The following is a 22,591-nucleotide window of genomic DNA, read 5'->3' as shown; positions in this document are numbered from 1 at the left end:
TCAGCCGACGACGCGGCCCCGCAGGACGACGTGCCGGGGGCGGGCGAGGGTGTCGAGGTCGGCGCGCGGGTCGGCGTCGTAGACGACGACGTCGGCGGGCGCCCCCTCCTCGATGCACGGCAGCCCGAGCCAGGACCGCGCCGACCACGAGGCCGCGGCCAGCGCGGCCTCGGCCGGGATCCCGGCGGTGTGCAGCGCGCGCACCTCGTCGGCGATGCGGCCGTGGTCGATGCCGCCCCCGGCGTCCGTGCCGGCGAACACCGGCACCCCGGCCTCGAACGCCGCCCGGACGACGGCACCGGAGGAGGCGTACAGCCGGCGCATCGTGCTCGCGTACGTGGGGAACTTCTGCTCGCCCGCGGCCGCGAAGCCGGGGAAGTTCTCGACGTTGACCAGGGTCGGGACGACAGCGGTGCCGTGGCCGGCCATCTGCCCGATGAGCTCCTCGGTCAGGCCGGTGCCGTGCTCGATGCAGTCGATGCCCGCGCCGATGAGGTCGGGCAGCGCGTCGGTGCCGAAGGTGTGCGCGGTGACCCGCGCGCCCTCCTCGTGCGCCGCGGCGATCGCCGCGGCGAGCACGTCGGCCGGCCACTCGGGGGCGAGGTCGCCGACGCCGCGGTCGATCCAGTCCCCCACCAGCTTGACCCAGCCGTCGCCACGACGGGCCTGCGCCCGCACCTCCTCGACCAGGGCGTCGGGCTCGATCTCGATGCCCAGGCCCGGGATGTAGCGGCGGGTGCGGGCGATGTGCCGGCCGGCGCGCACGATGGTTGGCAGGTCCGGCTCGTCGTCGAGGGCGCGGGTGTCGACCGGCGAGCCGCAGTCGCGCAGCGCCAGCACACCGGCCGCGCGCTCCGCCAGGGCCTGCCCGCGCAGCCCGGCGAGGTCCTCGACGGGTGTGCCACCCCGCCCGATGCCGACGTGGCAGTGCGCGTCGACCAGGCCCGGCACCAGCCAGCCGTCCCGGCTGACGGTCTGCGCGCCCGGCACCGGCTCGAAGGTGAGCCGGCCGTCGCGGATCCACACGTCGCGGTGCTCCCCCTCGGGCAGCACGACGCCTGCGAGGTGCAGGGAGGGCACGCTCACCGGGAGGGCCGCTCGTCCCCGGGCTGGTTGAAGTTCAGCTTGGTGAGATCGGGCAGGCCCTGACCCGGCGGCAGCCCGGGCATGCCACCGGGCATCCCGCCGCCCGGGAAGCCGCCGCCGAACGGGTTGCCCGCACCCGGCGGCAGGGCCGGGGCGCCCGCGGGCCGGCGAGCGGGGCCGCCCTTGCCCTTCCCCTTGCCCTTCTTGCCCTTCTTCGACTGGGCCTGCATCTGCCGCCCGCGCGCCTTCTTCGACATGGGGCCCATGCCGGGCAGGCCCATGCTGCCGGCCATCTGGCCCATCATCTTCTGGGCCTGGGCGAAGCGCTCCAGCAGCTGGTTGACCTCGGTGACGGTGACGCCCGAGCCGTTGGCGATGCGGACCCGCCGCGACGAGTTGATGATCTTCGAGTTGACCCGCTCCTCCGGCGTCATCGAGCGGATGATCGCCGCGGTGCGGTCCAGGTCGCGGTCGTCGACCTGCTTGAGCTGCTCCTTCATCTGCCCGGCGCCGGGGAGCATGCCGAGCAGGTTGGCGATCGGGCCCATCTTGCGGATGGCCATCATCTGCTCGAGGAAGTCCTCGAGCGTGAAGCCCTCGCGGCTGACGAGCTTGCCGGCCATCTTCTCGGCCTGCTCGGCGTCGAACGCCTGCTCGGCCTGCTCGATGAGGGTGAGGACGTCGCCCATCCCGAGGATGCGCGAGGCCATCCGCTCGGGGTGGAAGACGTCGAAGTCGGTGAGCTTCTCGCCCGTGGAGGCGAACATGATCGGCTGGCCGGTCACGTGGCGCACCGAGAGCGCCGCACCACCGCGGGCGTCACCGTCGAGCTTGGTGAGGACGACGCCGGTGAAGCCGACGCCGTCGCGGAAGGCCTCGGCGGTGGTGACGGCGTCCTGACCGATCATCGCGTCGACGACGAACAGCGTCTCGTCGGGCTGGACGACGTCGCGGATGCCGGCGGCCTGCGCCATCAGTTCGGCGTCGATGCCCAGCCGGCCGGCGGTGTCGACCACGACGACGTCGTGCATCGTGCGCCGGGCGTGCTCGATCGAGTCGGCGGCGACGCGGATGGGGTCGCCGACGCCGTTGCCGGGCTCGGGCGCGTAGACGTCGACCCCCGCCTGCCCGGCGACGATCGAGAGCTGGTTGACCGCGTTGGGCCGCTGGAGGTCGGCGGCCACCAGCAGCGGCGTGTGGCCCTGCGCCTTCAGCCACCGGCCGAGCTTGCCGGCCAGGGTCGTCTTACCGGCACCCTGCAGGCCGGCGAGCATGATCACGGTGGGCGACTGCTTGGCGTAGCGCAGCCGCCGGGTCTCGCCGCCGAGGATCTCGACGAGCTCCTCGTTGACGATCTTGATGACCTGCTGTGCCGGGTTCAGCGCCTGGGACACCTCGGCGCTGCGCGCCCGTTCCTTGACGGCGGCGATGAAGGTGCGGACCACCGGCAGGGCGACGTCGGCCTCGAGCAGCGCGATGCGGATCTCGCGCGCGGTCGCATCGATGTCGGCCTCGGTGAGCCGGCCCTTGCCGCGCAGGCCGCTGAAGACCTTGTCCAGGCGGTCGGAGAGGGTCTCGAACACAGCACGTCCTCAGCAGTTCTCGCGGGCGCAGCCGGCCGGTCGCTCCGACCGGCTGTTCGGCCTCCGGCGTCCGGGGAGCCCCGGGGCCGTCGCGCCACCTCTGCTCCAGCCTAACGAGCGCGGGCCGGCGAACGGCGACATCGACCGGCCGACCTCCTGCAGGGCCCCCTTCAGGCGGCGCGGCGGACGGGCAGGGCCGCGGCGGCCAGCGGAGCGGCCGAGAACACCGCCGTCCCGCAGTCGGCGCAGGCCCACTCGGGGCACTCGCCGCCGTCCTCGGTGTGCCCGTCCACGCACGGCGGCTGGACGAACTCCCGGTCCCCGTCGCAGGACGGGCAGGACCACACCCTGCCCTCGGCTGCGGCGGCCTCGAAGGACTGACCGGACATGCGGAGGACCTCCCAGCGGTCGGTGCCGGGACCGTTCCGTCCCGCTCGTCGCCGACGGTGGCACGGGGGTACGACAGGACTGCGGACCTCAGCCCGGCGTGTCCCTCGCGGCGGCCACCGGGTCGGGTACCGCACCGCGGACGGCAGCGGCCAGCGCGGCCTCCACGCGGGCCCGCTGGTCGACCGCGATCGGCTCCCCGGAGGGGTTGGCGACGTAGAAGTGGTCGGCGGCGTCGGCGCCGAGGGTCTCGATCCGCGCCGACGTGACGTCCAGGCCCTCGGTCGCGAGCGCCGCGGTCAGCCGGTAGAGCAGCCCGGCCCGGTCCCCCGCCCGGACCTCCACGATCCCGGTCGCGTCGCCGGTCACCTCGCCGTTGTGCCAGGAGATCCGCGGCGGCGTCGCCCGGACGGCGTCCTGCCGGTAGTCGGCCTCCCGCTGCCGCAGCCGCTCGGCCAGCGGCAGCGTGCCCTCGAGGGCCGCCCGCACGGCGTCGGCCAGGATCGAGGCCACCGGCGCCCGCCCGAACCTCGGCCGGACGGCGAAGACCGCCGTGGCCCGGTCGCCCACGACGTTGACCTTGGCCGCGCGCACGTCGAGCTGGTTGAGCGCCAGCACCCCGGCCAGCTGGCTGAACAGACCGTGCCGGTCGGGGCCGACGATCGTCACCTGCTGGCCGTCGGCGACGTCCTCCACGCCGACGGAGATGCTAGCGGCCGCGTCGGCCGGGGCCTCCCTGCTCACCTGCGGCTGCCCCGGGTGCAGCACCGGCTCGGGCTCCGGCGCGGGGGCGCCGCCCAGCCGGGCCTGGACGCGGGCGACCAGCGCGGCGACCAGGTGCGCCTTCCACGGCGACCACGCCGAGGAGCTGGTCGCGGCACCGTCCGCCTGGGCCAGGGCGTGCAGCAGGTGCAGCAGCGCGGGGTCGGAGCCGATGGTCGCGGCCACGCGGTCGATGGTGACCGGGTCGTCGATGTCGCGCCGGGTGGCCGTGTCGGGCAGCAGGAGGTGGTGACGCACCATCGCGGCCAGCGTGGTGACGTCGGCCTCGGCGAAGCCCATCCGGGTGGCGATCCGCGCCGCGATCGGCTCGCCGACCTCGCTGTGGTCGCCGGGCCAGCCCTTGCCGATGTCGTGCAGCAGCGCGCCGACCAGCAGCAGGTCGGGCCGGTCGACGTCCCGGGTGAGCTCGGCGGCGGCCGCCGCGGCCTCGACCAGGTGCCGGTCGACGGTGAACCGGTGCCAGGGATGGCGCTGCGGCAGCGAGCGGATCCGGTCCCACTCCGGCAGCAGCCGGGACAGCAGCCCCTCCTGGTCCAGCTGCTCCAGCACCGCCACCGCGGCCCGGCCGCTGGCCAGCAGCCGCAGGAACGACCAGCGCAGCTCCGCAGGCCACGGTTCGGGCACCGGCGGGGAGTGCACCGCCAGCACCTTGAGCGTGTACGGGGACAGCAGCAGGTCCTCCCGCGCCGCGGCGGCCGCACCGCGCAGCACCAGGCCGGGGTCGGCGGCGGGGCGCGCGTCGCGGGCCAGCACCACCTCGTCACCCTGGCGGACGACCCCCTCGGCCAGCGGCTCGCGGCGCACCCGGCGGTACCGGCCGCGGGGACGGCGGACCAGCGCGGCCTCCACCCGGCGCCACGTCTCGTCGGCGACGAAGGCCAGCCGGCGCCCGGCCAGGCTCACCTCGCGCAGCAACGCGTCCTCGTCGGGCAGGCCGAGCGCGACCGCGATCGGGCGCTGCTCCTGCCGGACCAGCACGTCGGACGGCCGGCCCGCGCGCCGGCGCAGCTCGTCGCGGACGTCGAGCAGGAGGGCGTACGCCTGCTCGACCTCGGCGGTGGGCTCGTCGGCCAGCTGGGCGGCGGCCACCGCGCGCAGCACCTGGCCCTCGCGGAGGCCGCCGTAGGCCTCCTTGAGGTCGGGCTCGAGCAGGAAGGCCAGCTCGCCGACCTGCCGGGCGCGGCCGCGGCGCAGGTCGCGCAGCTGGGGCAGCAGCCGGGACGCCGACTGGCGCCAGCTGCCGAGGGTGGCGGTGCGCAGCGCGGCCGCGAGCCCGGCGTCCCCGGCGACGAAGCGGACGTCGAGCAGCCCGAGCCCGGCCTTGACGTCGGTGGAGGCGACGCCCACCGCCTCGGACACCGTGCGCACCGAGTGGTCCAGGCGCAGCCCGGCGTCCCAGATCGGGTACCAGATGGCGTCGGCGAGGGCGGCGATCTCCGGGCGCCCCTCGTGGACGAGGACCAGGTCGAGGTCGCCGTGCGGCGGCGGCTCCCGGCGGCCCAGGCTGCCGACCGCCACCAGCGCGACGCCGTCGGTGCCGGTGCGCGGCGGCGGGCCGCCTCGCCGCGGTCGCGGCGGCGGCGTGCCCGCGACCGCCTCGTCCAGCAGGCCGGCGAGCCAGGTGTCGATCACCTCGCTGCGCCCGGCCCGCGGCAGTGCGGGCAGCGACCCGGTGTCCAGCACGTCTCCCCCTCGCTCCTCCGCGAACTCCCCTGGAACGGCGCCGACCGGGGTGGCAGGTGCTCGACCCGCCACCCCGGCCGTCGAAGGACCCCCTGCCCCCCACGGCTCGCGAGCTCGCCGCGGGCCGCTGCAGGGGACCGGGTCTCAGAGCGCGTCGGCCCCGCGCTCGCCGGTGCGGACGCGCACGATCTCGTCGATCGTGGTCACCCACACCTTCCCGTCGCCGATCTGGCCGGTGGAGGCGGCCTCGACGATGGCGTCGACGACGCGGGCGGCCTCGACCTCGCCGACGACGACCTCGATGCGGACCTTCGGCACGAAGTCCACCTGGTACTCCGCCCCGCGGTAGACCTCGGTGTGGCCCCGCTGACGGCCGAAGCCCTGGACCTCGCTGACGGTGAGCCCGGCGATGCCGATCAGCTCGAGGGCGTTCTTGACGTCGTCGAGCTTGAACGGCTTGACGATGGCGGTGACGAGCTTCACGCCCGGCTCCCTTCGGTGGTGACGGTCATGCCGCGCGCCTCGGCGTGCGCCTGCGTGCCCAGTGTCGCGGCACCGCGTCCGCTGCCGCCGCCGAGGGAGTCGAGGTCGTACCCGGTCTCGGCGTGCACGACGGAGTCGATGCCGGTGACCTCGTCCTCCTCCGCGACGCGGAAGCGCATGGCCTTCTGGATCACGAAGCCGATCACCAGGGTGAGGACGAAGGAGTAGACCAGCACCACTCCGGCCCCCACCGCCTGCCGCCACAGCTGGTCGAGGCCGCCGCCGTAGAGGAGGCCGTCGACCCCGGCCGTGGTCGAGGCGGAGGCGAACAGGCCCACCGCCAGGGTGCCCCAGACCCCGCCGACGAGGTGCACCCCGACGACGTCCAGCGAGTCGTCGTAGCCGAGGCGGTACTTCAGGCCGACGGCCAGCGCGCACACGATGCCGGCGACGAGGCCGACGAGGACCGCGCCGACCGGGGTCACCGAGGAACAGGCCGGGGTGATGGCGACCAGGCCGGCGACGACGCCGGAGGCAGCGCCCAGCGAGGTGGCGTGGCCGTCGCGCAGCTTCTCGATCAGCAGCCAGCCGAGGGTGGCGGCGCCGGTGGCGACCAGCGTGGTCACGAAGACCTCGGCGGCCTGCCCGTTGGCGGCGAGCGCCGAGCCGGCGTTGAAGCCGAACCAGCCGAACCACAGGATCCCAGCGCCGATCATCACCAGCGGCAGGTTGTGCGGCCGCATCGGGTCGCGGCCGAAGCCGCGCCGCTTGCCCAGCACCAGGGCCAGCGCCAGGCCCGCCGCACCGGCGTTGATGTGCACCGCGGTGCCGCCGGCGAAGTCGATGGCCAGCAGGTCGTTGGCGATCCAGCCACCGGTCTCGGACTCCGCGCCGTCGAAGGCGAAGACCCAGTGCGCGACCGGGAAGTAGACCAGCGTCGCCCAGACGCCGGCGAAGACCATCCACGGGCCGAAGCGGGCCCGGTCGGCGATGGCGCCGGAGATCAGCGCCACGGTGAGGATGGCGAACATCGCCTGGAAGGCGACGAAGGCCATCGAGGGCACCGTGAAGACCAGGCTCTCGGGCTGGAAGCCGCCGTCCAGGCCGCTGGTGCCCAGCAGCGGGGAGAGCCCGGCGAACTCCAGCGGGTTCCCCAGCAGGCCGCCGCCGATGTCGTCGCCGAAGGCCATCGAGTACCCGTAGAGCACCCACAGCACGCTGATCAGGGCCAGCGCGCCGAAGCTCATCATCATCATGTTGAGGACGCTCTTCGCGCGGACCATGCCGCCGTAGAAGAGAGCCAGTCCGGGGGTCATGAACAGCACCAGGGCGGCGCTGGCCAGGACCCATGCGGTGTCGCCGGTGTCCACGGCAACCTCCTGACAGATCGGTGTGGCCGGCGTCGGGCGCCGGCCACGGGGCGGGGCCGGGACGTCGGGACGCCCGGGCCGGGGGCTGAGCGGCGCCCCTCCGCGGAGGGGCGACGTGGCGTTCACGGTGCCGTCGGCACGTTTCGGCGACCGGCGCGCCACTGTTTCCGGGCGGTGAACTCCCGCCCGCGTGTCCGGTCCCCGTGTTCCGGCCGTGTTGCGCCGGGCCCCTGAGAGGCCCGCTGCGCCTTGTTGCAAGGAATGTGCAACTGCGAGAGGACTGCAATAAGGTCGGCCGGAGTCGTCCGCCGCACCAGGCAGGGCAGCCCTCCCGAGGAGGCAGCGTGCACGTTCCCGACGGGTTCCTCGACGCCCCGACGTCGGTCGCCACGGCGGCCGTGGCCGCCGGCGGCGTGGCCCTGGCGCTGCGCGGCGCCCGGCGCGAGCTCGACGAGCGCACCGCTCCCCTGGCCGGCCTCACGGCCGCCTTCGTCTTCGCCGTGCAGATGGTCAACTTCCCGGTCGGCGCGGGCACCAGCGGGCACCTGATGGGCGGGGTGCTCGCCGCCGTCCTGGTCGGCCCGTGGACGGCGGTGCTCTGCATGACCGTGGTGCTCGTGGTGCAGGCCCTGCTGTTCGCCGACGGCGGGCTGACGGCGCTCGGCACCAACGTGACCCTGCTCGGCCTGGTCGCCATCGCGGTGGGCTGGGCGGTGTTCCGGCTGCTGACGGCGGTGCTGCCCACGACGCGCGGCAGCGTGCTGGCCGCGGCCGGCACGGCGGCCTTCGTCTCGGTGCCGGTGGCGGCGCTGGCCTTCGTCGGGCTGTTCGCGGTCGGCGGGGTCGCCGACGTGGCGGTGGGCACGGTGGCCGCGGCCATGGGCGGGGTGCACGTGCTCATCGGGCTCGGCGAAGCGGCCATCACCGTCGCGGTGGTCGGTGCGGTCCTCGCCGTCCGGCCCGACCTGGTCCACGGCGCCCGGGCGCTGCGCCGGGCCGCGCTGCTGGCCGAGCGGCCCACCTCGGTGCCGGCGGGTGCCCGGTGAGCGGCTCCGCGCAGGTGCCGGCCCCGCCGGCCGGGAGCGAGCCGGTGAGCCCGGTGAGCGGCTCTGCGCACGTGCCGGCGCCGCACGGGAGCAAGCCGGCGGGCCCGGCGAGGCGCGGCCGCGGCCCCTGGGTCGCCGGCCTGGCGGTCGCCCTCCTCGTGGCCGGGGTCGTCAGCTGGTACGCCAGCGCCTCCCCCGACGGGCTGGAGTGGGCCGCCGAGCAGGCCGGCTTCCTCGACACCGCCGAGGACAGCGCGGTCGCGGCCTCGCCGCTGGCCGACTACGGCGTCTCCGGCGTCGGCTCCGAACGGCTCTCCGGCGGACTGGCCGGCGTCGTCGGCGTCCTGGTGACCCTGCTGCTCGCCGGTGGCCTGGCGCTGCTGCTGCGCCGCCGCGGCCGGGACGCCGCGCCCGCGGAGGACTGACGTGGCCGCCGTGCACGGCGGCGTCCTCGGTGCCGCGTACCTCGCCGGGGACAGCCCGGTGCACCGGCTGGAGCCCCACGCGAAGGTCGTCGCCGTCCTCGGCTTCGCCCTGGTCGCCGTGGCCACCCCCGTGCACGCCGCCTGGTCGTGGACGGCCTACGGGGGGTACCTGGCGCTCGTGCTCCTCGCCGCTGCCGTGGCCGGCGTCGGGCCGGGCCGGCTGGCCCGCGGGCTCGCCATCGAGGTCCCGTTCGTGCTGTTCGCCCTGCTGCTGCCCTTCGTGGCGCAGGGGCCGCGGGTGGAGGTCGCCGGCATCGCGGTCTCCGAGAGCGGTCTGGCCGCCGCCGGCGGGCTGCTGGCCAAGGCGACGCTGTCGGTGCTCGCCGCCGTCGTCCTCTCCGCCACGACCGAGCCCCGGGCGCTGCTGACCGGGCTCGAGCGGCTGCGGCTGCCCTCGCTGCTCGTGCAGATCCTGATGTTCATGATCCGGTACGCCGACGTCGTCGGTGGCGAGCTGAGGCGGATGCGGGTGGCCCGCGAGTCCCGCGGGTTCGAGGGCCGCAACCTCGGCGCGCTGCGGGTGCTCGGCCCGGCCGCGGGGTCGCTGTTCATCCGCTCCTACGAGCGCGGGGAGCGGGTGCACCTGGCGATGCTGTCCCGCGGCTACACCGGCCGGATGCCGGGCGGCCCGGTCACCGCGGTGCCCGTGCGGGCGTGGCTGACCGCCCTCGTCCTCCCGCTGGGTGCGGCCGCCGTCCTGGTGTCTGGTCTGCTGCTCGGGTGACCAGCCCCGCCCCCTCCCCGCTGAGCTCCTCCGGTCCGGAGCCCTCCCTGCGTGTCGAGGACCTCGCCTTCGCCTACCCCGACGGGCACCAGGCGCTGTACGGCGTCGACCTGCGCGTCGAGCGCGGAGAGCGGGTGGCGCTGCTCGGGCCCAACGGCGCCGGCAAGACCACGCTGGTGCTGCACCTCAACGGCATCCTGACCGGCGGGCGCGGCGGCGTGCACGTGGCCGGCCTGCCGGTCGACCGGCGCAACCTGCAGGAGGTCCGGCGGCGGGTCGGCATCGTCTTCCAGGACCCCGACGACCAGCTGTTCATGCCCACCGTCGGCGAGGACGTCGCCTTCGGCCCCCGCAACCTCGGCCTGCCCGAGGGCGAGGTGCAGGCCCGGGTGACCGCCGCGCTGGCGCAGGTCGGGATGACCGGGGTGGCCGACCGGCCTCCGCACCACCTCTCCTTCGGCCAGCGCCGGCGGGTCGCCGTGGCCACGGTGCTGGCCATGCACCCCGAGGTGCTGGTGCTCGACGAGCCGTCGTCCAACCTCGACCCGGCCGGGCGGCGCGAGCTGGCCGAGGTCCTGGAGTCGCTGGCGGTGACGGTGCTGATGGTCACCCACGACCTGCCCTACGCCCTGCAGCTGTGCCCGCGCTCGGTGGTCCTCGACGGCGGCGTCGTGGTGGCCGACGGGCCGACCCGGGAGCTGCTCGCCGACGCCGACCTGCTGGCCCGCCACCGGCTGGAGCTGCCCTACGGCTTCTCCGTGCGGGCGGCCGGCTGACCGGCGCGGGCCGCCGACGACCGCCGCACACGGCTCACCCGGCCGGGCGGACCACGGGCGTCGCGGCCACGTCGTCGGCCGGCTCGGCGAGGTCGTCGGCCTCGTGCGCCGCGGCCGCGGTCCAGCACGTCGCGATCTCGGCGGGCCGCGGTGCCGACCCGCCGCCGGCCGCCGGGTGGGCGGCCGGCGGCCCTGCCGAGACACCTCCCTAGTCGGCTCCGCCGACGAGCGCCTCGGCGAACGCCTCGGGCTCGAAGGGCGCCAGGTCGTCGGCGCCCTCCCCCAGCCCGACGAGCTTGACCGGGATGCCGAGCTCGCGCTGCACGGAGACGACGATGCCGCCCTTCGCGGTGCCGTCGAGCTTGGTGAGGACAACGCCGGTGACGGTCACCGCCTCGGTGAACACCCGGGCCTGGACGACGCCGTTCTGGCCGGTCGTCGCGTCGAGCACGAGCAGCACCTCGGTCACCGGCGCCACCTTCTCGACGACGCGCTTGATCTTGCCGAGCTCGTCCATCAGGCCGCCCTTGGTGTGCAGCCGGCCGGCGGTGTCGATCACGACGGTGTCGACCTCGCCCTCGATCCCGGTGCGCGCCGCGTCGAAGGCGACCGACGCCGGGTCGGCCCCCTCCCGGCCGCGCACGGTGAGGACGCCGACCCGCTCGCCCCAGGTCTCCAACTGGTCGGCCGCGGCGGCGCGGAAGGTGTCGGCGGCCCCCAGGACGACGCTCCTGCCGTCGCCGACCAGGACGCGGGCGATCTTGCCGACCGTCGTGGTCTTGCCGGCCCCGTTGACGCCGACGACGAGGGCGATCCCCGGCCGGCCGTCGTGCCGGTCCACGCCCAGCGAGCGGTCGAGGTCGGGGCCGAGGACGGCGGTGAGCTCCCGGACCAGCAGCCGGCGCAGCTCCGGGCCGGACGCGGTGGCCAGCACCATCGACTGGGTGCGCAGCCGGTCGACGATCTGCTGGGTGGCGGCCACACCGACGTCGGCCGCCAGCAGGGTCTCCTCGACCTCCTCCCAGTCGTCCTCGGTGAGCCGCTCGCGCGCGAGCACGGTGAGCAGGCCGCGCCCCAAGTTCGACTGGGAGCGGGCCAGCCGCGACCGCAGCCGCACCAGCCGGCCGGCCGACGGCGGTGGGGTCTCGAAGACCAGGCCGGGCTCGGCGGTGGCCGGGGGCAGCTCGACCTCGGGTGGGGCCTCGGGCGAGACGGCGTCCGGCTCGGCCGTCGTCCCCAGCCCGCTGGCCGTCGCCCCCGTGGGCCGCGGCGGCGCCTCGGTCGTCGGTGCGGGCGGGCGCGGGCGGGTCAGCGTGGTGCCGGCCGCCGCGTCGTCGTCCAGCCGGGTGGTGCGCCGGCCGCGACCGACGAGCAGGCTGACCCCGAGGATCAGCCCGACGAGCAGGATCGCGATCGCGATCAGCACGAACTCCATGGCCCTCAGTCTCCCAGCCCCGCACCGCAGGTCCGTGCGGAACCCGTGCGGGTGGGTCACCCTGGGCGGCATGCCGCTGCCCGGCCGGGAGAACCCGGTCCTCCTCCTCGGTCCCCTGTTGCGGCACGTCGACCCGGTGTCGGCCACGGTGTGGGTGGAGACCGACCGGCCGTGCGAGGTGGAGGTGCTCGGCCGCCGCGCCCGCACCTTCTGCGTCCACGGCCACCACTACGCCCTGGTCGTCGTCGAGGGGCTGGAGCCGGGCAGCACCACGCCCTACGAGGTGCGCCTCTCCGTCGACGGGGACGACGGCGAGCAGGTGTGGCCGGAGGCCTCGTCAGCGTTCCCGCGCAGCCGGATCCGGACGCCGGGCCGGCCCGGACCGTTCACCATCGCCTTCGGCTCGTGCCGCTACGCCACCCCCAGCACCGTCGACGCCGACGAGGGCATCCCGCCCGACGCGCTGGACACCTATGCCGCGAGACTGACCGGCCAGCCCGAGGACACCTGGCCCGACGCGCTGGTGCTGCTCGGCGACCAGGTCTACGCCGACGAGCTCACCCGCGCGACCCGCCAGTGGCTCTCCCTGCGCCGGCAGCGGCCGACCCCGCGGAACGCCCAGGTCGACGACTTCGAGGAGTACACCCGGCTCTACGCCGAGTCCTGGAGCGATCCGCAGGTGCGCTGGCTGCTGTCGACCGTGCCGTCGTCGATGATCTTCGACGACCACGAGATGATCGACGACTGGAACACCTCCGCCGCATGGCGCCGCAAGGTGACCGGACAGGACTGGTGGACCCGCCGCATCTGCGGAGGCCTGGTCAGCTACTGGGTCTACCAGCACCTGGGCAACCTCAGCCCGCAGGAGCTGGCCGACAACGAGACCTGGCGGGCGGTCCAGGAGCACCGCGACGATGCCGAGCCGGTGCTGCAGGCCATGGCCGAGGCCGCCGACCGCGATCCCCGCTCGGTCCGCTGGAGCTACGTGCGGCACTGGGGCGAGGCGCGGATGATCATGGTCGACAGCCGCGCCGGCCGGGTGCTGGAGGAGTCCGCCCGCGGGATGCTCGACGAGGACGAGTTCGCCTGGGTGGAGGCGGCGATGCGCCGCGCCGTCGACGAGGGGGTCGAGCACCTGGTGCTGGGGACCTCGCTGCCCTGGCTGCTGCCGCACGCCATCCACCAGGTGGAGCGGTGGAACGAGACGCTCGTCCGGCGGCACCTGGGCCGTCCGCTGGGCTGGGTCTCCGAACAGCTCCGCCAGGCCGCCGACCTCGAGCACTGGGCCGCGTTCGGCGACTCCTTCGAGCGGCTGGGCCGTGCCCTGGTCGGGCTGGCCCGGGGCGAGCGGGGTCGGGCGCCGGCGACCGTGCTGGTGCTCTCCGGCGACGTCCACCACGCCTACGCCGCCGAGCTGGTGCAACCCGACGGCCTGAGCACCCGGGTGCACCAGCTGACCGTGTCCCCGCTGCACAACCAGGCGCCGCACCCGATCCGGGTGGGCTTCCGCATCGGCTGGAGCCGCTGGGCCCGCCGGCTCACCACGGGGGTGTCCCGCCTGGCCCGGGTCCGCCCCTCGGAGCTGGACTGGGCCAAGCAGGCCGGACCGTACTTCGGCAACCAGCTCGGCGAGCTGGTGCTGCACGACCGCGACGCCTCCTTCCGGCTGTTCGTCAGCGACCGGGACGACGAGGGCCAGGAGCGGCTGCGGCTGGTCGCCGATCTGCCGCTGTCGAACCCGGTCCCGGCGGAGGTGACAGGCTGACGCGGACGAGCGAGCTCGCGAGCTCACCATGGGCACAGCAGCGCCCGCGAACGGAGCCGACGAGCGCCAGCGAGGAGGGATTCGTGAGCGACCCCCTGGGCACGAGGCCCGCTCCCGGTCCCGACCAGCCGCCGGTCCCGGTCCGGCTGGTCACCTTCAACACCCACCACGGCGTCGGGGACGACGGCCGCCACGACCTCCCCCGGCTGGCCACGGTGCTCGCCGCCGCGGACGCCGACCTCATCTGCCTGCAGGAGGTGGACCGGCACTTCGGCGGGCGCAGCGAGGACGTCGACCAGGCCCTGCTGCTGTCCCGGGCGCTGGACATGCAGCTGGCCTGGGGTCCGGCGATCGACGAGCCGCGCCGGGACGAGGGCCTGCGCCGCCAGTACGGCAACGCGCTGCTGTCCCGGCTGCCCATCCTGATCAGCGACGTCCACCCGCTGCCCGGCAGCGGCGAGCCGCGCAGCGCGCTGCGGACCATGGTCGAGCTCGACGGCGCCGCGCTGTGGGTGACGACCACCCACCTCTCCACCCGCTCCCCGGAGGAGCGCGCGGAGCAGATCGCCGCGATCGCGCAGCTGCACACCGAGCCGATGGAGACCGGCGTCCTCGTGGGGGACTTCAACGCCGACCCCCGGGCCCCCGAGCTGGCCCCGCTGACCGGGCGCTTCACCGACGCCTGGGAGCTGGCCCCCGACCGCGAGGACCGGGCCGGCTGGCGGTTCTGGCAGGCCCGGCGCGGCGGGACGCACCCGGCCCGGCGCCCGCACCGGCGGATCGACCAGGTGTGGGTCTCCCCCGGCGTCGGCGTGACCCGGGCGCACGTGCTGGACGCCGCCGGCGCCTCCGACCACCTGCCGCTGGTCGTCGACCTCGAGGTGCGCTCCGGGGTCTAGCGGAGGACGCGCTCCACCCGCTCCTCGCTGGTGCCCGGATCGCTGGGCAGGGGCTGCCGCTCGTCCGTGCCGGTGGAGCCGAGGCGCTCGTGGGACCGGCGCGCGCGGTCGTTGCCGTCGGCCACCCAGAGGCCCACCGTCCGTGCGCCGTCCGCGTACGCCGGCCACCACGGACCACCGGCGATCCGGCCACGCCACTCGTCCTCGCCGAAGGCCACCTCGCGGTCGTGGGGTGAGGCGAAGGCCGACGGTGCATCGAGCAGCGCGCGCAGCCGGACGTCGCGGAGCACCGCCTCCTCCGCCGGTGCGACCCGTCGGACTCCGATCACCGGGCGCCCCCGAGTTCGGCGAGCACCCCGCAGTGGTCCGACGGCCACACGCCGTCGACGGGCCGGTCGCCGACGAGCCGGACGCCGCGCACGTGTCCGCGCCCCCCGGCGGTGGGCGGTCCGACCAGCACGTAGTCGATCCGCGCGCTCGGCTCGAAGGTCGCCGCCACGTGCGGGTTGCGCCGGTCCCAGGTCCAGCCCGCCTCACCCGAACCGGCGTAGCGCCAGGCGTCGACGAGCACGGTGCCCGGCACGACCGGTGCGGTCTTGTGCCCGCACAGCCGCCGGATCTCGTCGGAGTCCGGCTCGGCGTTCAGGTCACCGGTGACCACCGGCGGGTGCGCCGTGCCGGCGCGGGCCGCGACGAAACGCACGACCTCCTCCACCTGGGCGCAGCGCGTGGCCGAGCGGTCGGGAGCGGAGTCCAGCTGCGTGGTGAACACGTCGACCGTCCCGCCCGGGGCGGCGATCTCCGCGTGCAGGACGGTTCGCTCTCCGTCCTCCCGGGGTGGGCCGGCAAGTCGTGGACGGCGCTGCGGGTGATCGGCCAGCGGCTGAGGACGGCGTTGGCGAAGCCGATGGCCGGATCCCCGAGGCGGCGCTGCCAGCGTCCCGGCGCCGGGCTCGGGGCGACGACCGCGTGCATGCCCAGCCGCCCGGCGAGCAGCTCGGCCTGGTCACCCTCGGGGCCGATCCAGACCTCCTGCAGCGCGCAGACGTCGGGCCGCGCGGCCGCCAGCTCCGCTTCGATCGCCGTCTGCCGGTCCTGCCAGGCGCCGAAGCGCCACCACAGGTTCCAGGTGAGCACCCGCAGCCCGTCCGCCTCGGCCATCAGGCGCTCTCGGCCTCCCGGAGGCGCTGGCTGATGACGCCGGTGATGCCGTCGCCGCGCATGCTGACGCCGTACAGCGCGTCGGCGATCTCCATCGTCCGCTTCTGGTGCGTGATGACGATCAGCTGCGAGGTCGCGCGCAGCTGCCCGACGAGCGTGAGCAGCCGGCCGAGGTTGACGTCGTCGAGCGCGGCCTCGACCTCGTCGAGCACGTAGAACGGCGAGGGCCGGGCCCGGAAGATCGCCACGAGCAGCGCGACGGCGGTCAGCGACCGTTCGCCGCCGGACAGCAGCGAGAGCCGCTTGACCTTCTTGCCGGGCGGGCGGGCCTCCACCTCGACGCCGGTGGTGAGCAGGTCCTCGGGGTCGGTCAGGTGCAGCCGGCCGTGCCCGCCCGGGAAGAGCACGGCGAAGACCTGCTCGAACTCCCGCTGCACGTCGGCGAAGGCCGAGGCGAAGACGTCGTGGATGCGCCCGTCGACCTCGCGGACGACGGTGAGCAGGTCGCGGCGGGTCGCCTTGAGGTCCTCGAGCTGCGTGGCCAGGAAGCCGTGCCGCTCCTCCAGCGCCGCGAACTCCTCCAGCGCCAGCGGGTTGACCTTGCCCAGCGTGGTCAGGTCGCGCTCGGCCCTGGCGGCACGGCGTTCCTGGGCGGCACGGTCGTAGGGCACCGGGGCCGGCTCGGGTTCCCCCGCGGCCTGCGCGGCGGCGACCTGCGCCGGGGTGGGCGGCACCGGGGCGGCGGGCCCGTACTCGCCGAGCAGGGTGGGCAGGTCGACGCCGTACTCCTCGGCCGCCCGGCCCTCCAGCGCCTCGATGCGGTAGCGCTGCTCGGCGCGGGCCACCTCGTCGCGGTGCACCTCGTCGGTCAGCCGCTCCAGCTCGGCGGTGGCGGCGCGGACGGCGACGCGCACCTCCAGCAGCTCGGCCTCGCGGGCGGTGCGCACGCGGGCCAGCTCGTCCCGCTCCACGACGGCCCGGGCGAGGGACGACGCTAGCGCGGTGAGCGCCGCCTCCGCGCCGGACCGCACCCGGGAGGCGACCTGCGCGCCCCGCTCGCGGGCCACCCGGGCAGCGGCGGCGCGCTCACGGGCGGCGCGTTCCTGGCGGGCCTGCCGGCGCAGCGACTCGGCCCGCCCGGACAACGCCCGGGCCCGCTCCTCGGCGGTGCGGACGGCCAGCCGCGCCTCGGTCTCGGCCTGCCGAGCCGCGGCCGCCTCCAGCCGCAGCCGGTCCCGCTCGGCGGGGTCGGGCTCCTCCTCGACCGGCGCCGCCTCGGCCTCGGCCAGCCGCTGCTCCAGCCCGGTGAGCGCGGTCTGCGCCTGCTCCAGCGCCTGCTCGGCCCGGACCCGGGCGGCCGAGGAGCGCTCGGCCTCGGCGGCGGCGGACCGGGCGGCGGCACCGAGCTCGGCCAGCTGCGCGGCGACCGCGGAGCGACTGCGGTCGGCGGCCTGGCGCGCGGCGAGGGCCTCGTCGACGTCGGCGGAGCGCGCACGGGCGGTCTCGCGCGCGGCGGCCAGCCGATCGGCGAGCTCGGCGGCGCGGGCGGCCGCGGCGGCCAGCTCCCGGCCGGCGTCGTCGACCCGGGCGCGGACCTCGAGGCCGGAGGGGGCGTTGGCCTGGCCGCCGGCCGACCAGTCGGAGCCGACCAGGTCGCCGTCCGCGGTCACCGCCCGCACCCGCGGGTGGGTGCCGACGAGGGTGACGGCGGCGTCCAGGCCGGGCACGACGGCGACCCGGTCCAGCGCGCGGTCCAGGGCCGGGTGCAGCTCCTCGGGGGCGTCGACGAGGTCGCGGGCCCAGCGCACGCCCTCAAGGAGCTCCGGCCAGCCCTCCCGGGGCAGTGCGGGCAGGCCGCCGGTGACGAGCAGCCCGGCCCGGCCGCCGTCGACGTCCTTGAGGTGTGCCAGCGCCGCGGCGGCTCCGGCGACGGAGTCGACGACGAGGGCGTCGGCCATGCCGGCCAGGGCGGCCGCCAGCGCGACCTCCCCACCGGGCGCGACGGTCACCCGGTCGGCGAACGGGCCCAGCACGCCGGGCAGGTCGGCGGCGAGCACGGCCGCGGCCCCGTCGGCCGGCGCCAGCCCTTGGGCGAGGGTGTCGCGCCGGGCCTGCCAGGAGGCGCGGTCGCGCTCGGCGGCGCGCTCCGCGGCGGCCAGCTCGGTGACCGCCCGGGCCGCCTCGGCGTGCGCGGCGACGGCGTCCTGGTGGGCGGTGACCAGCGCGACGTCGCCGTCCTCCTGCTCGGCCACCGCCCCCCGGCGCTCGGCCAGCCGCTCGGCGGCGACCTCGGCGCGCTCGGCGGCCTCGCCGGCGGCGAGCGCGAGCCGCTCGATCTCCGACTCCCCTGCAGCGACGCGGGAGCGGGCGGCGGCGACCTGGCCGGAGAGCCGGGCGAGGCCCTCGCGGCGGTCGGCCAGCGCGCGGGCGGCGGCCACCCAGGCCCGCTCGGCCTCGGTGAGGGCGGTCTCCAGCTCGGTGCGGGTCGCGACGGCGGACGCCAGCCGGCCGCGCTCGGCCGCCAGCCCTGCGGCCAGCTGCTCCTCGGTGGCGGCGACCCGGTCGGCCTCGGCCTCGAGCTGGTCGGGGTCCCGGCCGGCGGCGGCCGCGGGCGGGGCGGCGGAGAGGTGGCGGTGCCGCTCGGCGGCCAGCTGCGCGACGCCGCGGAAGCGCTCGGTGAGGGCCGACAGCCGGTACCAGGTGTCCTGGCCGGTGGCCAGCAGCGGGGCGTCGGCCGCGAGCTGGACCTCGAGCGCCGACTCGCGCGTCGACGCCCGCGCCAGCTCCGCCTCGACGACGGCACGTCGCTGCCGGGCGGCGGTCTCGTCGGCGACGTCCGCGTCCAGCGCGTCGCGCAGCCGCACGAGGTCGTCGGCGAGCAGCCGGAGCCGGGCGTCGCGGAGGTCGGCCTGCACGCCGGCCGCGCGGCGGGCGACCTCGGCCTGCCGGCCCAGCGGCTTCAGCTGGCGGCGCAGCTCGGCGGTGAGGTCGGCGAGCCGGTCGAGGTTGGCCTGCATCGCGTCGAGCTTGCGGAGCGCCTTCTCCTTGCGCTTGCGGTGCTTGAGGACGCCGGCGGCCTCCTCGATGAAGGCGCGGCGGTCCTCCGGGCGGCCGGAGAGGACGGCGTCGAGCTGGCCCTGCCCGACGATGACGTGCATCTCGCGGCCGATGCCGGAGTCGCTGAGCAGCTCCTGGACGTCGAGCAGCCGGACCTTGTCCCCGTTGATCTCGTACTCGCTCTCCCCGGAGCGGTACATCCGACGGGTGATCGACACCTCGGTGTAGTCGATGGGCAGTGCGCCGTCGGAGTTGTCAATGGTGAGCGTGACCTCGGCCCGGCCCAGAGCCGGGCGGCCGGCGGTGCCGGCGAAGATGACGTCCTCCATCTTGCCGCCGCGCAGGCTCTTGGCCCCCTGCTCACCCAGGACCCAGGCGATGGCGTCGACGACGTTCGACTTGCCGGACCCGTTGGGGCCGACGACTGCGGTGATCCCCGGCTCCAGGCGCAGGGTCGTCGTGGACGCGAAGGACTTGAAGCCCTTGAGCGTCAGACCGGACAGGTGCACGACAGCCCATCCCCCGCCCGGCTGCCGGCCCCTCTGCAGGGTCCCGTCGCGAGCCTGCGAGTGGCGGGGGGCAGAGGGGTCCCTCTACTAGGCGAGCGCGGGCTCGGCGTTGTCGCCGGCCAGGCTGAGCAGCTCGTGGGCGATGGCGGCGTCGCGCTGGGCGCGCAGCTCCTGCAGTTCCTGCTCCAGTCGGCGCACCCGGGCTCGCAGGACGGCGTTCTCCTCGGCTACGCGGAGCTCCGCGGGGGCGACGACGTGACCGAACAGGGCCTTGGCCATGGCAACAACGGCCTTTCGACTGCGTGAGGGTGTGACCTGCGCCCCGTACGACGGTCGGCGCGGTCCGTGTGTTCCCAGGGTGACAGGCCAGGACACGCAGGTCAACGGGCACACTCCAACGCCCCCGTGTCGGGGAGGTGTCACGTTCGTCACGCCGTCGTGAACCCGGAGATCCCCTGGACCGGCTCGTCCCGGACGTCGACCCGCGTCACCGCACCGGGCGCCTGAGCGCCCTGCAGCTCGACGAGGACGGCCTCCACCGCGGCGTCCTCCCCCTCGAGCACGACCTCGACGCACCCGTCGGGCAGGTTCGTCGCCGACCCCGCCAGTCCCGCCGCCGCGGCCCGTCCGCGGACGAACCAGCGGTAGCCGACGCCCTGCACCGAGCCCGAGACCAGGGCGACCGCGCGCCGCGTCACGACTCCCCCCGTTCGCTCCGGCGGGGCGCCCCGCGCCTCGCTCGCTCCCCGCTGACGGGCTCCCGCCGCTGCCCGCTCACGAGCGGCGGGCCCTCGGGAGCGGCTGGCACTGCGGGCAGCTGTAGCTCGAGCGGTTCATGAAGGACTCGCGGACGATCGGCGTCCCGCAGCGCGGGCACGGCCGGTCCACCTGGCCGTAGACGGCCAGGTGCCGGGAGAAGTACCCGCTCTGCCCGTTGACGTCGACGTACAGCGAGTCGAAGGAGGTGCCGCCCTGCGCCAGGCTCTCGTGGAGGACGTCGCGCACACCCTCCAGCAGCGCGCCGACCTGGGCCCGGGTGAGCCGGTCGGTCGGGCGGCTGCCGTGCAACCGGGCGCGCCACAGCGACTCGTCGGCGTAGATGTTGCCGACGCCGCCGATCAGCGTCTGGTCCAGCAGCGCGCGCTTGACCTCCGTGCGCCGCCGACGCAGCCGGGTGGAGAACTCCGCCTCGTCGAAGGCCGGGTCCAGCGGGTCGATCGCGATGTGCGCGACCCGGGGCGGCACGGCGTCGCCCTCACCGGTGTCCTCCACCGCCAGCCCGCCGAACGTGCGCTGGTCGACGAAGCGCAGTTCCCGACCGCCGTCGGTGAAGGTGACGCGGGCGCGCAGGTGGGTCTCGTCGGGCTGGGCGGGCTTCTCGACCAGCAGCTGGCCGCTCATCCCGAGGTGGGCGACGAGCGCCTGGCCGGCCGGCGTGCCGTCGTCCTCGGCCAACGGCAGCCACAGGTACTTGCCGCGGCGGTGGGCGGCGGCGAGGGTGCGCCCGGTCAGCGCGGCGGCGAAGTGCTCGGCGCCCCCGAGGTGGCGGCGGACGGCGCGCGGGTGGTGGACCTCGACGGAGGCGACGGAGCGTCCGGCGACCCAGCGCTCCAAGCCGCGCCGGACCACCTCGACCTCGGGCAGCTCGGGCACGTCGGATCAGCTCGCCCCGGACCCGGCCGCGACGGCCGCGCCGTCGCTGCCGGCGCCGTCGGAGAGGGCGTGCCAGGCGGCCTCGGCGGCCTCCTGCTCGGCGGCCTTCTTGGTGCGGCCGGCGCCGCGGCCGTGCACCGTGCTGGCGAGGACGACGGCGGCGGTGAAGGTCTTGGCGTGGTCGGGGCCGGTGTCCTCGACCACGTAGGTCGGCGCACCGAGCCCCAGCCGGGCGCCGAGCTCCTGCAGGCTGGTCTTCCAGTCCAGGCCGGCGCCGCGGGTGGCGGCCTGGTCGAGCAGCGGGTCGAACAGGCGGTGCACGATCGCCGCGGCGGTGTCCAGGCCGAGCCCGACGTGCACGGCCCCGATGATCGCCTCGACGGCGTCGGCGAGGATCGAGTCCTTCTCCCGGCCGCCGGTGGTCTCCTCACCGCGGCCGAGCAGCAGGTGCGGACCCAGGCCGCCGTCACCGAGCCGGCGGGCGACGCCGGCCAGCGAGGTCATGTTGACCACCGAGGCGCGCAGCTTGGCCAGCCGGCCCTCGGGCAGCTCGGGGTGCCGCCGGTACAGCTCGTCGGTGACGACCAGGCCGAGCACCGAGTCCCCGAGGAACTCCAGGCGCTCGTTGGTGGGCAGCCCGCCGTGCTCGTAGGCGTAGGACCGGTGGGTCAGCGCCAACGCCAGCAGGCCGCCGGGCAGCTCGACACCCAGGGCGTCGAGGAGCCAGGCGGCCGCGCGGTCGGCGTGCGCCACACCGGCCGGGGAACGGCCGGCGGCCCCGCCCGCAGTGGGCTGGGTACCGGTGGCCGTCGTCCCCACGGCTGGTCCTGCCGAGGTCAGACCGAGAGGACCTGACGGCCCGCGTACTGCCCGCAGTTCGGGCAGGCCTGGTGCGGCGGCTTGGGCTGGCCGCAGGCGCGGTTCGGGCACGGCGTCAGGGTGGGCGCGGACGCCTTCCACTGCGAGCGCCGGGCGCGGGTGTTGGCGCGGGACATCTTCCGCTTCGGGACGGCCACGTCAGTTCTCCTCTGGGTTGTCCGCACCGGGGGTGCCCGGTGCGGAGGCGAAACGGCCGGCGAGCCCGGCCCAGCGCGGGTCGAGCTGCTCGTGCGTGTGGTCGGCGGGCAGGTCGTCGAGGCGCTGCCCGCAGTCGACGCACAGGCCGGCGCAGTCCTCGGTGCAGGTCGGCGCGAGCGGGAGGCCCAGGACGACGAGGTCGCGGACCATCGGCTCGAGGTCGATGTGGTCGCCCTCGACGCGGCGGACCTCGTCCTCCTCGCTGGTGGCCTCGGTGGTGCTGCCCGCGTAGGCGAACAGCTCCTGGACGTCGAGCTCGAGGGTGTCCTCGATCGGCTCCAGGCAGCGCGCGCACGAACCGGTGACGGGGACGTCGACCTCGCCGGTGACCAGCACGCCCTCCATCACCGACTCCAGCCGCAGCCGGAGCCGGACCTCGGCCCCCTCGGGGACGCCGATGAGCTCGACCCGCCAGTCGGCGGGCGCCGGCAGCGCGCGCTCCAGCTCCTGCATCGAGCCGGCGCGGCGGCCGAGCTCGCGCAGGTCCACGGACCAGGGGTTGGCGCCGGGACGCCGGGCGTCCGGGGACGCGGCGCCTGGGCGGGGCGGCTGTGCGGCAGGCATGTCGGTACTCGCGGTAGGCATCGGGGGGAGGCCCGGCCGGGGTGCGGGGACCTCCGGCGGTCGGA

21 protein-coding genes and 1 pseudogene are annotated in these 22,591 nt (G+C 76.0%); 6 read left to right on the top strand and 16 right to left on the bottom strand.

Going from position 1 to position 22,591, the window contains the following annotated elements:
• The 6 genes from BMW27_RS15625 to BMW27_RS15600 all read right to left on the bottom strand — a co-directional run bounded on the left by BMW27_RS15625 (position 1) and on the right by BMW27_RS15600 (position 7,375).
• Entirely contained in the window at positions 1-1,086 is a 1,086-nt protein-coding gene (locus tag BMW27_RS15625) for an amidohydrolase family protein (RefSeq protein ID WP_217638174.1), read from the bottom strand.
• The gene (ffh, locus tag BMW27_RS15620; RefSeq protein WP_091445638.1) at positions 1,083-2,669 is read right to left on the bottom strand and encodes a signal recognition particle protein; all 1,587 of its coding nucleotides are present in this window, start codon (positions 2,667-2,669) and stop codon (positions 1,083-1,085) included. The genes BMW27_RS15625 and ffh overlap by 4 nt, the downstream gene beginning before the upstream one ends.
• A 170-nt stretch (positions 2,670-2,839) precedes the next feature.
• Positions 2,840-3,058: a hypothetical protein gene (locus BMW27_RS15615; protein ID WP_091445636.1), complete on the bottom strand. Its 219-nt coding sequence runs from the start codon at positions 3,056-3,058 to the stop codon at positions 2,840-2,842.
• 88 nt (positions 3,059-3,146) lie between these two features.
• Complete coding sequence (locus BMW27_RS15610) at positions 3,147-5,522, bottom strand: [protein-PII] uridylyltransferase (RefSeq protein WP_091445634.1); 2,376 nt, start codon at positions 5,520-5,522, stop codon at positions 3,147-3,149.
• Positions 5,523-5,666: 144 nt separating this feature from the next.
• On the bottom strand, positions 5,667-6,005 hold the full coding sequence (locus BMW27_RS15605; protein ID WP_089304115.1) for a P-II family nitrogen regulator: 339 nt from the start codon (positions 6,003-6,005) through the stop codon (positions 5,667-5,669).
• Complete coding sequence (locus tag BMW27_RS15600; protein WP_091445632.1) at positions 6,002-7,375, bottom strand: ammonium transporter; 1,374 nt, start codon at positions 7,373-7,375, stop codon at positions 6,002-6,004. Before BMW27_RS15600 ends, BMW27_RS15605 begins: the two co-directional genes overlap by 4 nt.
• Before the next feature lie 344 nt (positions 7,376-7,719).
• On the opposite strand from BMW27_RS15600, the gene BMW27_RS15595 reads away from it, so the two are divergent.
• Genes BMW27_RS15595 through BMW27_RS15580 form a run of 4 tightly spaced genes read left to right on the top strand, consistent with a single transcriptional unit; the run spans position 7,720 to position 10,406 of the window.
• On the top strand, positions 7,720-8,421 hold the full coding sequence (locus BMW27_RS15595) for an energy-coupling factor ABC transporter permease (protein WP_091445630.1): 702 nt from the start codon (positions 7,720-7,722) through the stop codon (positions 8,419-8,421).
• Entirely contained in the window at positions 8,418-8,846 is a 429-nt protein-coding gene (locus BMW27_RS15590) for a PDGLE domain-containing protein (RefSeq protein ID WP_217638173.1), read from the top strand. Before BMW27_RS15595 ends, BMW27_RS15590 begins: the two co-directional genes overlap by 4 nt.
• Position 8,847: 1 nt before the next feature.
• A complete protein-coding gene (gene cbiQ, locus BMW27_RS15585; RefSeq protein WP_091445628.1) occupies positions 8,848-9,630 on the top strand; it encodes a cobalt ECF transporter T component CbiQ in 783 nt (260 codons plus the stop codon).
• Positions 9,627-10,406, top strand: a complete 780-nt coding sequence (locus BMW27_RS15580) for an energy-coupling factor ABC transporter ATP-binding protein (RefSeq protein ID WP_217638172.1) — start codon at positions 9,627-9,629, stop codon at positions 10,404-10,406. The genes cbiQ and BMW27_RS15580 overlap by 4 nt, the downstream gene beginning before the upstream one ends.
• A 208-nt stretch (positions 10,407-10,614) precedes the next feature.
• On the opposite strand, the gene ftsY is transcribed toward BMW27_RS15580, so the two are convergent.
• Positions 10,615-11,841: a signal recognition particle-docking protein FtsY gene (gene ftsY / locus BMW27_RS15575; RefSeq protein ID WP_091445626.1), complete on the bottom strand. Its 1,227-nt coding sequence runs from the start codon at positions 11,839-11,841 to the stop codon at positions 10,615-10,617.
• Between the two features lie 70 nt (positions 11,842-11,911).
• Between ftsY and BMW27_RS15570 the strand changes: the two genes are divergently transcribed.
• Positions 11,912-13,606 (top strand): alkaline phosphatase D family protein, encoded by a 1,695-nt coding sequence (locus BMW27_RS15570; protein WP_091445799.1) that lies wholly within the window; start codon positions 11,912-11,914, stop codon positions 13,604-13,606.
• Positions 13,607-13,689: 83 nt separating this feature from the next.
• A complete protein-coding gene (locus tag BMW27_RS15565) occupies positions 13,690-14,505 on the top strand; it encodes an endonuclease/exonuclease/phosphatase family protein (protein WP_091445624.1) in 816 nt (271 codons plus the stop codon).
• On the opposite strand, the gene BMW27_RS15560 is transcribed toward BMW27_RS15565, so the two are convergent.
• From BMW27_RS15560 to BMW27_RS15520, 9 genes and pseudogenes are all read right to left on the bottom strand, one after another.
• The gene (locus tag BMW27_RS15560) at positions 14,502-14,795 is read right to left on the bottom strand and encodes a hypothetical protein (protein ID WP_245743618.1); all 294 of its coding nucleotides are present in this window, start codon (positions 14,793-14,795) and stop codon (positions 14,502-14,504) included. The genes BMW27_RS15565 and BMW27_RS15560 overlap by 4 nt on opposite strands.
• A gap of 35 nt (positions 14,796-14,830) precedes the next feature.
• Positions 14,831-15,666 (bottom strand): annotated as a pseudogene (locus tag BMW27_RS24665) (endonuclease/exonuclease/phosphatase family protein).
• Entirely contained in the window at positions 15,666-19,232 is a 3,567-nt protein-coding gene (gene smc / locus BMW27_RS15550) for a chromosome segregation protein SMC (protein WP_091445621.1), read from the bottom strand. Before smc ends, BMW27_RS24665 begins: the two are co-directional and overlap by 1 nt.
• An 87-nt stretch (positions 19,233-19,319) precedes the next feature.
• On the bottom strand, positions 19,320-19,511 hold the full coding sequence (locus tag BMW27_RS15545) for a hypothetical protein (protein WP_091445619.1): 192 nt from the start codon (positions 19,509-19,511) through the stop codon (positions 19,320-19,322).
• Positions 19,512-19,660: 149 nt separating this feature from the next.
• Entirely contained in the window at positions 19,661-19,930 is a 270-nt protein-coding gene (locus BMW27_RS15540; RefSeq protein WP_091445617.1) for an acylphosphatase, read from the bottom strand.
• A gap of 76 nt (positions 19,931-20,006) precedes the next feature.
• Complete coding sequence (gene mutM / locus BMW27_RS15535; RefSeq protein WP_091445615.1) at positions 20,007-20,885, bottom strand: bifunctional DNA-formamidopyrimidine glycosylase/DNA-(apurinic or apyrimidinic site) lyase; 879 nt, start codon at positions 20,883-20,885, stop codon at positions 20,007-20,009.
• Positions 20,886-20,891: 6 nt separating this feature from the next.
• On the bottom strand, positions 20,892-21,704 hold the full coding sequence (rnc, locus tag BMW27_RS15530) for a ribonuclease III (protein ID WP_091445613.1): 813 nt from the start codon (positions 21,702-21,704) through the stop codon (positions 20,892-20,894).
• A 17-nt stretch (positions 21,705-21,721) separates the two neighbouring features.
• Positions 21,722-21,901, bottom strand: coding sequence for a 50S ribosomal protein L32 (gene rpmF, locus BMW27_RS15525; protein WP_012950020.1), 180 nt, complete (start codon positions 21,899-21,901; stop codon positions 21,722-21,724).
• 1 nt (position 21,902) lies between these two features.
• The gene (locus tag BMW27_RS15520; protein ID WP_091445611.1) at positions 21,903-22,451 is read right to left on the bottom strand and encodes a YceD family protein; all 549 of its coding nucleotides are present in this window, start codon (positions 22,449-22,451) and stop codon (positions 21,903-21,905) included.
• Between the last annotated feature and the right edge of the window lie 140 nt (positions 22,452-22,591).

The sequence above is a fragment of the Geodermatophilus poikilotrophus genome (genome assembly GCF_900111455.1).
Taxonomy (GTDB): Bacteria; Actinomycetota; Actinomycetes; order Mycobacteriales; family Geodermatophilaceae; genus Geodermatophilus; species Geodermatophilus poikilotrophus.
Note: the sequence above shows the minus strand (reverse complement) of the source record. Positions and strands in the feature narration are given on the sequence as shown.

Bases quoted from the DNA above. Each gene is read 5' to 3' on its own strand.
- BMW27_RS15615 (WP_091445636.1), bottom strand. From the start codon at position 3,058: ATGTCCGGTCAGTCCTTCGAGGCCGCCGCAGCCGAGGGCAGGGTGTGG.
- ftsY (WP_091445626.1), bottom strand. From the start codon at position 11,841: ATGGAGTTCGTGCTGATCGCGATCGCGATCCTGCTCGTCGGGCTGATC.
- BMW27_RS15570 (WP_091445799.1), top strand. From the start codon at position 11,912: ATGCCGCTGCCCGGCCGGGAGAACCCGGTCCTCCTCCTCGGTCCCCTG.
- BMW27_RS15545 (WP_091445619.1), bottom strand. From the start codon at position 19,511: ATGGCCAAGGCCCTGTTCGGTCACGTCGTCGCCCCCGCGGAGCTCCGC.